Annotated in this window: 8 protein-coding genes; 6 read left to right on the top strand and 2 right to left on the bottom strand. The window is 61.6% G+C overall.

What is annotated here, in order from left to right; genetic code table 11:
- Nucleotides 1-608: 608 nt before the first annotated feature.
- A complete protein-coding gene (ade, locus tag ACSHXH_RS18600) occupies nt 609-2,312 on the top strand; it encodes an adenine deaminase (protein WP_435673296.1) in 1,704 nt (567 codons plus the stop codon).
- Here the strand turns inward: ade and ACSHXH_RS18595 are convergent.
- Nucleotides 2,309-3,184, bottom strand: a complete 876-nt coding sequence (locus ACSHXH_RS18595) for a LysR family transcriptional regulator (protein WP_435673295.1) — start codon at nt 3,182-3,184, stop codon at nt 2,309-2,311. The two genes, ade and ACSHXH_RS18595, sit on opposite strands and share 4 nt — an antisense overlap.
- A gap of 105 nt (nt 3,185-3,289) precedes the next feature.
- Here ACSHXH_RS18595 and ACSHXH_RS18590 point away from each other — a divergent pair, with 105 nt between their 5' ends.
- Together ACSHXH_RS18590 and ACSHXH_RS18585 are read left to right on the top strand one after the other, a co-directional pair.
- Nucleotides 3,290-4,843, top strand: a complete 1,554-nt coding sequence (locus ACSHXH_RS18590; protein WP_435673294.1) for a proton-conducting transporter transmembrane domain-containing protein — start codon at nt 3,290-3,292, stop codon at nt 4,841-4,843.
- Between the two features lie 22 nt (nt 4,844-4,865).
- Nucleotides 4,866-7,265 (top strand): YbcC family protein, encoded by a 2,400-nt coding sequence (locus ACSHXH_RS18585; RefSeq protein ID WP_435673293.1) that lies wholly within the window; start codon nt 4,866-4,868, stop codon nt 7,263-7,265.
- Nucleotides 7,266-7,347: 82 nt separating this feature from the next.
- Here ACSHXH_RS18585 and ACSHXH_RS18580 read toward each other — a convergent pair whose 3' ends face one another.
- Entirely contained in the window at nt 7,348-8,613 is a 1,266-nt protein-coding gene (locus ACSHXH_RS18580) for a 3-phosphoshikimate 1-carboxyvinyltransferase (RefSeq protein ID WP_435673292.1), read from the bottom strand.
- A gap of 184 nt (nt 8,614-8,797) precedes the next feature.
- Here ACSHXH_RS18580 and ACSHXH_RS18575 point away from each other — a divergent pair, with 184 nt between their 5' ends.
- Genes ACSHXH_RS18575 through arsJ form a run of 3 tightly spaced genes read left to right on the top strand, consistent with a single transcriptional unit; the run spans nt 8,798 to nt 11,894 of the window.
- Nucleotides 8,798-9,643, top strand: coding sequence for a helix-turn-helix domain-containing protein (locus ACSHXH_RS18575; protein WP_435673291.1), 846 nt, complete (start codon nt 8,798-8,800; stop codon nt 9,641-9,643).
- Entirely contained in the window at nt 9,640-10,638 is a 999-nt protein-coding gene (locus ACSHXH_RS18570) for an ArsJ-associated glyceraldehyde-3-phosphate dehydrogenase (RefSeq protein WP_435673290.1), read from the top strand. The genes ACSHXH_RS18575 and ACSHXH_RS18570 overlap by 4 nt, the downstream gene beginning before the upstream one ends.
- Nucleotides 10,635-11,894, top strand: a complete 1,260-nt coding sequence (gene arsJ, locus ACSHXH_RS18565; protein WP_435673289.1) for an organoarsenical effux MFS transporter ArsJ — start codon at nt 10,635-10,637, stop codon at nt 11,892-11,894. The genes ACSHXH_RS18570 and arsJ overlap by 4 nt, the downstream gene beginning before the upstream one ends.
- The last annotated feature ends 107 nt before the right edge of the window (nt 11,895-12,001 follow it).

Raw genomic sequence — 12,001 nt, 5'->3', positions numbered from 1 at the left:
TTCGGACTCAGACACGGACCGCGCATACATCTCATCATACCGCGCCGCATCAACATGCGCCCGCAACACCATCTCAGATGTCGGCGCGTAGACGCGCGTGGCCTCGATTCCAGTGGTTTGGTCATTCATGGTCTTGATCTCCCTCACGCCGCCCGATCCTCCTCGGGCGTTTCAGACTGCGATCACAGATGTGTTATCGCGGCTTGCTTTGGATCATACGCGAGGCTGAAAACAAATAAATAAGTAAATTAAAATCAGCTAGTTAGATGTAAATAGTTTTCAAATATAGTGAAAAAAATGTAAATAAATTTACCCGACGCAGGGTAACATGCTCAAAATCCACGCAACTTGCGAACAATCACACATGGTATGTGTGCGGCTCGAAATGCCTCTCTCGGTATCCAAAGCGATTTGGGTGCGGGTGTGACATATTGATCCGGTATGCCATGGCATGCAACGTGTTCTCCTCACGTTCCGCACACTGCACGGGCACCCGGTGCGAAACCGGGTAAAAACCGGGCCCTGAGTCGTTAGCGCTAAACAAAGTGGGGTTGGTTGTCGCAGTCCCGCTGCATAGACTTGGGAAAACCAATCCGGAGCATTTGATCATGACTGACGCATATTTGCTGGACCGCCGCATCGCCGTGGGGCGTGGCGACGCGCCCGCAGATTTGGTCCTGCGCGGCGCAAGGATATTTGACCTTGTCACTGGGAATTTTCTGGACGGCGACATCGCTCTTTGTGACGGGATGATCGCGGGCACCTGTGGACAGTATGACGGCGCCGAGGTCCGTGATATGTCGGGCCTGATCCTTGTTCCGGGTTTCATCGACACGCATTTGCATATCGAAAGCTCCTTGGTCACGCCGTTCGAATTCGACCGCTGCGTGGCTCCGCACGGCGTGACCACAGCGATCTGTGATCCGCATGAGATTGCCAACGTGATCGGCGCTGACGGCATCCGCTATTTCCAAGAGGCCAGCGCGCACACGTTGATGGACATCCGCGTGCAGCTGTCGTCCTGCGTGCCGTCGACCCATATGGAAACCGCCGGGGCGGAATTGCTGGCTGCTGATCTGGTCCCGCTTATGGGTCATCCGTCGGGCATCGGGCTTGCGGAATTCATGAACTATCCCGGCGTCATTCACCGCGATCCGCAGGCGATGGAAAAGTTGCGCCTGTTCCAAGGCGGCCACATCGATGGTCATTGCCCACAATTGCGCGGCATGGATCTCAACGCCTATATCGCCGCGGGGATCACGACGGAACACGAGGCGACAACAGCAGACGAGGCGCGCGAGAAGCTGCAAAAGGGGATGCGCGTGCTGATCCGCGAAGGGTCGGTATCGAAAGACCTGCACGCACTGCAACCGCTGCTGACCGAACGCACGGCGCCCTACATGTGCTTGTGCACCGATGATCGCAATCCGTTGGACATCGCGGAAGAGGGGCATCTGGATTACATGATCCGCACGCTCATCGCGCTTGGCACACCGCCGCTGGCCGCCTATCGCGCCGCGTCGCTGTCGGGGGCCGAGGCGTTTGGTCTGAGGGATCGGGGGTTGATCGCGCCGGGCAAGCGGGCGGATATCGTGGCAGTGACCTCGCTTGAGGCCTGCGATGTGCAAACCGTGTTCTGCGCTGGGATTGAGGCGACGCCTGCGAATTTTACCAAACGGTCAAATATCGCGCCGGTCGCACGCCGGTCAGTACACGCGCCGCATTTGACCCCCGAAGACTTCCGCGCCAAGGCCAACCGTGCGGAAACGGACGTGATCGGCATTGTCGAAGGCAAGATCATCACCGAACATCTGCACGAAACCATCGCGGTTGAGGATGGTGACAAACGCCCCGATCCCGTGCGCGATCTTATCCGCATCGCGGTGATCGAACGGCATGGCAAGAACGGCAACATCGCCACCGGCTTTGTGCGCGGCTTCGGGTTGCAGCGCGGGGCGATCGCGTCGACCGTGTGCCACGACCATCACAACATTGCTTGCGTGGGGGTCGATTATGCCGACATGGCTCTTGCCGCCAACCGGCTGACCGCAATCGAGGGCGGGTTCGTTGTTGCCGCCGGGGGGCAGGTGCTTGCCGAATTGGCGCTGCCGGTGGCGGGGCTGATGAGCCTTGAACCGTTTGAGGCGGTGCGCGACCGTCTCATCGAGCTGCGCCGCGCCGCGCGGGACTTGGGTGTGACGCTGAACGAGCCGTTTCTGCAACTGGCCTTTCTGGCGCTGCCGGTCATTCCCGCGCTCAAGATCACCGACAGAGGCATGGTCGATGTCACCAAGTTTGAGATCATCCCCTAGTTGCGCGCCGCCTCAAGCAGTTCCTTGACCAGCGGGTTCGGATAGCGCCGGTCCAAAGTCACTGCGTAGAACAGTTCGTGCAGGTCCAGCATCGCCGCCTGCACAAGATCGCCGCGTGCCAGTTCGTCCTGCACCACGATGGGCGGCACCACGGCCAGCCCGGTGCCACGCAGCGCCAGAAGGCGGATCATCGCCATGTCGTCAACCTCGGCGGCGATGATGGGTTTGGCCTGCACGCGGGCCAGCAGCGTATCAAAGGCGTTGCGGATTTGCGTGTCGCGGGTGGGCAGGATCAAGGGATGCTCGGCCACAAGCGTCTCGAAGGGCAGGGTGCCCTGCACGCGGTCGGGTGTGCCAAAAAGGCCCACGGTCTGATCCGCGAGCTTTTGCGTCAGGTACGGGCTGATCGCATCGCGGGCGGGGGGCGTGTTGGTCAGCACCACATCAAGATTGAGCGCATCAAGCGCGGCATAGAGTTCAGACGCGCTGCCGGAGCGCAGGATCACTTCGACATCGGCACGGCCCAGCACCGGCTCCAGAAAGGTGATCTGAAAGTTGCGCGACAGGGTCGACAGCGCGCCCACCCGCAACGCACGGGCCGGGCGCGCGGTGTCGCGCAGGGTGGCGACCAGTTCTTCGCCCGCTGCAAAGATCGTGTCTGCATGATCCAGCGCGATGCGCCCGGCTTCGGTCAGGTGCAGCGCGCGGCCCCGACGTTCGAAAAGGGCCTGGCCGATGCGGTCCTCAAGCTGTTTGATCTGCGCCGACAGCGCTGATTGCGACAGGTTCATCCGCTCTGCCGCGCGCGTGAGGTTGCCATCATGGGCCACGGCCCAGAAATAGCGCAGGTGATGATAGTTCAAATCTGACATTCGTTCTGTTTAATGGAACGATTGCCCTCAAACAATGTATTTTTCTTCAATTTGGTGCCGCGATAGATCGCCCCAGACGATCCAGATTTGAAGGTAGACCGCATTATGATCACCGCATTGCCGCTTTTGGCCCCGGCCTTTTTTGCCATTGTTGGCCTGATTTACATGCGCAGCGACATGCCGCGTGGATCGGCGCAATTGCGTCTGGGCGAATATGCCGGTCTGGCTGCAATGGTCGTGTCCTTGGGAGTGTTCGGCCTGTTGATCCGCGACGGATCGGCCACCAGCCCGCTGTTTGGTGCCGCCGAGATGGGCTTTGCCGCCCGGATTGACGCGGTAAGCGTGACGATGCTGATGCTGGTGAGCTTTGTCGGCTGGGTCGTGATGCGTTTCGCGGTCACCTATACCGATGGTGAAAAAACACAGACACGGTTTCTGGGTTGGCTGAGCCTCGCGCTCGCGTCGGTTCTGCTGTTGGTGACAGCGGGCAACCTGATCCAGTTGATCATCGGCTGGGGCGCTGTGGGTCTGTGTGTGAACCGGTTGCTGCTGACCTATCCCGACCGCGCGGCGGCGCAACGGGCAGCGCGCAAGAAGGGGCTGTGCTCGGCGGCCTCGGACACGGGGTTGATCCTTGGGGCGTTTGCCTTGGCCTCGGCTTACGGGACGGCGGATATCGCCACGATCATCGACGCAGCCCGCGCCGGAGAAGGCGGCGGCGCAGCCCTTTTGGCGGCGGGTCTGCTGGCGATTTCAGCGCTGTTCAAATCGGCGCAGGTGCCGACCCATGGCTGGCTTACCGAGGTGATGGAAGCGCCGACGCCGGTATCGGCCTTGTTGCACGCTGGTGTGGTGAACGCGGGGGGCTTTTTGCTGATCCGGTTTGCGGATGTTCTTTTGCTGGCACCGGGTGTTTTGTCGCTTCTGGTGATGGTCGGCGGGTTCTCGGCGATCTTTGGCGGGTTGGTCATGCTCACGCAGCCATCGGTCAAGACATCGCTGGCATGGTCTACCGTCGCGCAGATGGGCTTTATGATCCTGCAATGCGGTTTGGCGCTGTTCCCGCTGGCGCTTTTGCACATCGTGGCACACTCGCTGTACAAGGCGCATGCGTTCCTTGCGTCGGGCGGCGCGGTGCAACAGGTGGCGTCGATCCGGCGGCCGGGCCCTGTGGCGATCCCGAACAACAAGGCCGTGCTCAAGGCGTTCGCCTTGGCGCTGGCGATCTATGGCACCATCGGGCTGCTGCTGGGTCTGGACGGCAAGTCGGCACAGGCCATTGCCTTGGGCGCGGTGCTGGTCATGGGGGTGGCGTATCTGCTGGCCCAAGGTCTCGCCGATGCCGCACCCGGTGTTCTGACGCAGCGCATGGCGATCTATTCGGGGGCCACCACCCTAAGCTATTTCGCGCTGCAATCCATTGCCATCTGGATCACCGCAGGAGCGCTGCCCGAAACACCGGCCCCCGGCCCGCTGCAATGGGCGTTGATGGTGCTGACCATCATCAGCTTTGGCACGGTGGCTTGGGCGCAGGCCACCTTCCCGAACTGGGCCAGCCATCCGGCGGCCCAAGGGCTTCGGGTGCATCTTTCAAACGGCTTTTACCTCAATGCGGTGTTTGATCGGTTGACCGGCGGCTGGGCCGCGCGGAACCGGTGAAACAGGGACAGGAGATCACGACATGCTGACAATGGTTGAACGGTTCTCGGGTCCCGCCCTTGAGATCATGGCAGGCGCCAAGAACGCCGCCGCCCATATCCCGCCGCTTTGGTCGCTTGAGGCGACGGTTGCGGTGAACCCCTACGTTGGGCAAGCGGGCGAGCCGTTGCACATGGCCGCCGCGCGGTTGGCGCGGGTGGCCGGGGTGCGGACGGTGGCAGAGCGCGCGCATTTCAAAGCCAAGTTTGCCGCGCATGATCTGAGCGTGGCCGATCTTGAGGCCGGTCTGGCCGAGGTGGCGGATCTGGTGGCAACGGTCGAAGACCTGATTGCAGCGATGGACAAGACGGTCGCGGCCCCCGAAACCCTGCCCACGCTGGCCGATCTGGCCGAAGAGGTGTCGGATATCAACTGGCCCGATTTTGTCGCTGAACGCATCGGCCACTGGGCAGGCGGGCATTACGACACCGGCCAAGCATTGTGGCCCGCACCCAAGACGCGGGCGTGGCTGTCGTGGCGGTCATTTGCGCAGCGCGACCTGACGCCCGAGATTTTCGGCCTGACTGGCTTTGCCAGCCGGGTGGCGGGGATGTCGATGTCCGCACGCGGCGCGCTGACCAAATGCGCCGAGGATATGGGGATCACGGCCGAGGCCTGCGAAAGCTATTTCCACACGCTGCTGATGCGGCTTGGTGGTTGGGCGCAGCTTGCCTCGGGCGAGGCGTTCCGTGCCAACCTCAAGGGGGGGGCGAACAACGACATCACCGATTTGTTGACCGCAAAGCTGGTGTTCGAGGCCGCGCTTTTGGCGCGCTACAAGGACCAGATTGGCGACAAATGGGCCGCCGTGCTTGAGGCGCATGCCCAGCCTATCGTCCCCAGCCAGGACGATCTGATCGATGCCGCGTTACAGGCAGCGGCGGATCATGCGGCGGCGCGGGCGCTGGACGCCACGTTGGCGCAACCGGGTGCAAGCGCGGTCGAGGCGGCAGACGTACAGGCGGCGTTTTGCATTGACGTGCGTTCCGAAGTGTTCCGGCGTGCGCTGGAGGCGTCGGGCAATAGCATCGAGACCATCGGCTTTGCCGGGTTCTTTGGAATCGCGGCGGCGCATCACAGTTTTGCGTCCGACGTGTCCGAGGTTCGGGGCCCGGTGCTGATCAATCCGGGCGCTGCCTCTGCCGCGACCGATCCTCAGGACAGTGATATGCTGACCCGCGTGTCGCGGCGGGTGACGCGGGCCTGGGGCCGGTTCCGGCTGGCCGCTGTGTCAAGCTTTGCCTTTGTCGAGGCCACAGGCCCGCTGTATCTGGGCAAGCTTGTGCGGGATTCTCTGGCGCAAAAGCATCCGCAACTTGGCAATGATCCGGCACCGGCTTTGGCGGCGTCCATTCCGCTGGCGGACCGGATCAACATGGCCGTTGGCATCCTGTCGGGGATGTCGCTCAAATCCGGGTTTGGCAAGGTGATCCTGCTGGCCGGTCATGGCGCGGGTGTGGTCAACAACCCGCATGCCAGCGCACTGCAATGCGGGGCGTGTGGCGGGCATGCGGGCGATGTGAACGCACGTCTGGTGGCGCAATTGCTTAACGATGTGGATGTGCGGGCGGGGCTGGCGACCAACGGGATCGACATCCCTGCGGACACGGTGTTCCTTGCCGGTCTGCACGACACAGTGACCGATGAGGTGCGGCTTTATGAGGGCGATCTGCCTGAGGGCCATACCCAGGGCGCGGCGATCGCCACTCTCAGGACAGCGCTGAAAACAGCGGCCAAGGCGACCCGGACGGAGCGGTTGGCCCGGTTGCCCCGTGCGACCGATGCGGCGGCGGTGATGGAGCGTGCCAAGGATTGGTCCGAGACACGGGCCGAATGGGGGCTTGCAGGGTGTTCGGCCTTTATCGCGGCACCCCGGTCGCGCACCGCCGGGCGGAACCTGAGCGGGCGATCTTTCCTGCACACCTATGACTGGCAGCAGGACACCAATTTTCAGGTGTTGGAGCTGATCCTGACCGCGCCCGTGGTCGTGGCAAGCTGGATCAGCCTGCAATATTACGGTTCGTCCGTTGCCCCGGATGCGTTTGGTGCGGGCAACAAGCTTTTGCACAACGTGACCGGTGGGATCGGTGTGGTCGAAGGCAATGGCGGTGTGCTGCGCGGTGGGTTGCCGTGGCAATCGGTGCATGATGGTGACGCGTTCATGCATGATCCGCTGCGCTTGTCTGTTGCGGTCGAGGCCCCGCGCGACGCGATCACCGACATTCTGAAGCGGCATGACGGTTTGGCGGCTCTGTTTGACAATGGCTGGCTGCGTCTGTTCGCAATGGACAGCGAAGGCCGGTTGGGCTGGCGCTATACCGGCAAGGGCGCATGGGTCTCTTTGCGCGGCGATGCGGCGCTAGGCACCATAGCGGCAGAATGATCGGTTAAACGAAATGCCCGCCCGGTGGCAATCACCGAGCGGGCGTACTTTCTCTGGCAAGACCTAACGATACAGGCGGGTGTTATTCGCTTTTGGTGATCTCAACCCCGACACCCAGCCCGCGCAGGACGTCCCAATATGTCGGGAAGGTCTTGGACACACAGTCAGGGTCTTCGATCCGCACGCCCTCTACCTTCATCGCAGCCAGCGCGAAACACATGGCGATGCGGTGATCTGCGTGGCTGTCGATCAGGCCGGTGCTGACATGACTGGCCAGTGCCGGATCGGCATGTACGATCAAGTCGTCGCCTTCGACCGTTGCCAGATCGGCACGCACCTGCGTCAGCCCTTTGTGCACGGCATCAATCCGGTCACATTCCTTGACGCGCAGATTCTCGATTCCGGTAAAGCGCACGGGTGTTTGGTTGAATGCGGCCAGAACGGCAAGGGTCGGAACGGCGTCCTGCATCTGCGAGCCGTTGATCGTGGCTGGCATGTTCGGGAAGGCTGCGATCATCTCATAGGCTTTGGCGTCGGGCTGGTTCATGTCGCCGGGGGCTGTGCCGATATCGATATCCCCGCCCGTCAGCTTTTCCGCCGCCCAAAGGTAGGTCGCGGCACTGGCGTCCGGCTCTACGTGGTAGTCGGCAGCGCTATAGCCGCCGGGAGCCACGATGATCTGCGTGTCGGATGGGAACTTAACTGTCGCCCCAAAGGCGCGCATGACGGCTGCGGTGATGTGCAGATAGCCCACCGCGCCAATCGCACCGCCTGCGATGGTGATGCGGGTTTCAGCATCGCCCATTGCGGCCAGCATCATGATCGCCGAGATGTACTGGCTCGACAGTTTGCCGCTGACCTCGATCTCGCCACTGCGGAATGTGCCAGTTCCGGTGACGGTCACGGGCGGGCAGCCGGTGTCAGAACTGGCCTCGACGCCCATCGCCTGCAACGTGTTCAGCAGCGGCGCGATGGGGCGCTTTTGCATATGTTCATCGCCAGTCACGATGGTGGTGCCGGTCACAAGCGCCACGGCCGCCGTCAGGAACCGCGTTGCAGTGCCAGCATTGCCAAGGAACAAGGGCTCGGAGGCGGGGTGCAGGGTGCCAGAGCCAGTCACCTCTACCGTGGTGTCGTCCAGTTCGGTGATGCCCACACCCATCGCGCGCAGGGCGGTCATCATATAATGCGTGTCGTCGCTGCGCAGGATACCCGTAAGACGGCTGGTGCCGCGCGCCAGACCGGCCACCAAAAGCGCGCGGTTGGTGACGGATTTTGAGCCGGGCAGGGTGACATGGCCGATCAAGGGCTGGGGCACGGGGGTGATACGGGCAATGGGCAGCGGCATGGCGCGTCTCCGGTCGAAAGGGTTGTTGCGGGTTTACGGGTTTTGCCGCGCGTCGCAATGCCAAAGTCTGAGTGCAAGGCGTGGCCCGCTGATCCGGGTCAAAGGGTCGGGCGCAGTGTCAGGCCTATGTGTTTTTGCCTAAACGACTCGTTGACAGCATCATTATTTCCATTATTCACAAAATATGGAAATAAGAATCGCCTCACAACTCTCGACCCTTGGTCATCCGCAACGATTGGCCATTTTCCGCATGCTGATGCGCCGCATGCCGGACAAGGTACCCGCCGGCGAAATCTCGGCTGCGCTGGACATAAAGCCGTCCACCCTGTCTGCCTATCTGTCCAACTTGCTGGACGCCGGATTGTTGGGCCAGACCCGTGTCGGGACATCACTGCGTTACACTGTGAATGTAGGCGAGGTGCAGGAGATGCTGGATTTCCTGCTGCTTGATTGTTGTCGGGGCAGGCCGGATATGTGCAGCCCGCTTGCGGCAGGTTTTGGACAAGGAACAGGTGATATGTCCCTGAAAAAATTTAATGTTCTGTTTATCTGCACGGGCAATTCTGCCAGGTCGATCTTTGCTGAAACGCTTCTGCGGGACATGGGCGGGGAGAGGTTCGCGGTGTTTTCCGCAGGAACCAAACCCTATTCCGAACTGAACCCGATGGCGGTCGATGTGCTGCGCCAAAAAGGGCATGACGTGTCCGCCTTGCGTGCCAAGAACGTGCAGGAGTTCATGACACCCGACGCGCCCAATTTCGATTTCGTCTTCACAGTCTGCGATCAGGCTGCGAACGAAGAGTGCCCGGCCTGGTCTGGTCAGCCGATCAGCGCACATTGGGGCATGGTCGATCCTGTCAAGGCAGCCGGGTCCGACGCCGAGCGCAGCCTTGCGTTCCAGACCGCGTATGGCGCGCTGCGCAACCGGATCACCGCATTTACGGCCCTGCCGATGACTGCGCTTGACCGGATATCGCTGCAAAAGGCGGTTGATGACATTGGACACCTGAACGAGGAAACCGCCCCATGACCACCTATGCGCTCAACGGCCTTGGCCGCATTGGCAAGCTTGCCCTGAAACCGTTGCTGGCGCGGGGGGCCAAGATTGCGTGGATCAACGACGCGGTGGGCGACCCCGAGATGCACGCGCATCTGTTGGAGTTCGACACCGTGCATGGGCGTTGGGATGCTGCGTTTTCGCATGATGCAGACAGCATCAGTGTCGATGGCGTGCGGTTGCCGTTTGTGGGCACTTCCGATCTGTCCAAGCTGCCGATGGACGGGGTGGATGTGGTGATCGACTGTACCGGCGTTTTCAAGTCAGAGGCGAAAATCGCGCCTTATTTTCAAATGGGAGCGAAGAAAGTCGTGGTGTCGGCGCCGGTCAAGGACGGACCCACCGCAAACATTGTCTACGGTGTGAATGACGACATTTACGACCCCGTACAGCATGACATCGTGACTGCGGCAAGCTGTACCACCAATTGCTTGGCGCCCGTTGTGAAGGTGCTGCACGAGGCGATCGGGATACGCCACGGGTCCATCACCACAATTCATGATGTGACCAACACGCAAACCATCGTCGACCGCCCCGCCAAGGATCTGCGCCGCGCGCGCTCGGCGTTGAACTCTCTGATCCCGACGACCACGGGCAGCGCCACGGCGATCACGCTGATCTATCCCGAGCTGACAGGCCGCTTGAACGGTCATGCCGTGCGGGTGCCGTTGCTCAACGCGTCGCTGACCGATTGCGTGTTCGAGATGGACCGGGCGACCACGGTGGAAGAGGTGAACGCGCTGTTCAAGGCGGCGTCCGAGGGGACGCTCAGCGGCGTTCTGGGCTACGAGGAACGTCCGCTCGTGTCAGCCGATTACACCAATGACACGCGGTCAAGCATCATCGACGCGCCGTCGACTATGGTAGTGAACGGCACGCAGGCGAAAGTTTATGCGTGGTACGACAACGAGATGGGCTATGCGCACCGTCTTGTGGATGTGGCGCTGATGGTGGGCGACGGGTTGTGAGCAAACCTGAGGGTCTTTCCGCCTATATCGCGGTGACGGCGGCCTATTGGGCGTTCATGCTCACCGATGGCGCGCTGCGGATGCTGGTGTTGTTGCACTTTCACACGTTGGGCTTTTCGCCGGTCCAATTGGCCTATCTGTTTGTGCTGTATGAAATCGCCGGGATGGTGACGAACCTGAGCGCGGGCTGGATTGCGGCGCGGTTCGGGCTGACCTCAACGCTTTATGCGGGGCTTGGTTTGCAGGTTGTGGCGCTGTTGGCTTTGGCGCAGCTTGACCCGACATGGGCGATCACCGTGTCGGTTGCGTTTGTGATGTGCGTGCAGGGTGCGTCGGGCGTGGCCAAGGATCTGGCGAAGATGTCGTCCAAATCAGCAGTCAAGCTGCTGGCCCCGACAACAGATGGCGGGTTGTTCCGCTGGGTGGCGATCCTGACCGGATCGAAGAATGCGGTCAAAGGGGTGGGGTTCCTGCTGGGTGCAGCCTGTCTGGCGACGATTGGCTTTGTCGCCGCGATTTATACGATGGCTGCGGTGTTGGCCGTGATCCTTGTGGCGATTGTTGTGCTCATGCCCTCGGGCCTGCCGACCGGGCGCAAGAGCGCCAAGTTTTCCGAGGTGTTTTCCAAATCCGCCAATGTGAACTGGCTGTCGGCGGCGCGGGTGTTCCTGTTTGGCGCGCGGGACGTGTGGTTTGTGGTGGGCATTCCAATCTATTTCTATGCTGTGTTGTCGGATGGGACCGAGGCGGGCAACCGCGCGACGTTCTTCCTGATCGGGACGTTCATGGCGGTGTGGATCATCCTCTACGGGGTGGTGCAGGGCTATACCCCCAAACTGTTGCGCGCGGCGGACCGAGACGCGGGCGCGTTGGTCGTGGATGCCCGCACTTGGGCGCTTTTGCTGTTGGTGGTTCCGGTGGCGTTGACCGTGGCAGCCCTGCTGTCGCCTGTGCCGCAAACGTGGCTGACGGTCACCCTTGTGATCGGGTTGCTGGCGTTTGGCGCGCTTTTTGCAATCAACTCGGCGCTGCATTCCTATCTTATCCTTGAATTCACCCAGAGCGACCGCGTGACGATGGATGTGGGGTTTTACTACATGGCCAATGCCGGTGGGCGGCTGTTGGGGACGGTTCTGTCTGGCCTCAGCTATCAGGTCGGTGGCTTGCCTTTGGTGCTGGGCACGGCATCGGTGATGGTGGCGCTGTCGGCGGTGGCGGCGGGGCGGTTGCAGGCAGGTGAGGCGCGCGCCGTCTAAGTCGGGCTGGTGCCTCGACACCGGGGCGAAACATGAGGTAATCGCGGCGGCGCTGATCGGATGGATGGTGCAAGCTGCGGGGATAGAAGCCTTGAAGGAGATACCCC

Origin of the sequence: Marivita sp. (assembly GCF_051251565.1) — a bacterium.
In the GTDB taxonomy this organism is placed as follows: domain Bacteria; phylum Pseudomonadota; class Alphaproteobacteria; order Rhodobacterales; family Rhodobacteraceae; genus Marivita.
This window is presented reverse-complemented; position numbering and strand designations above follow the sequence as displayed.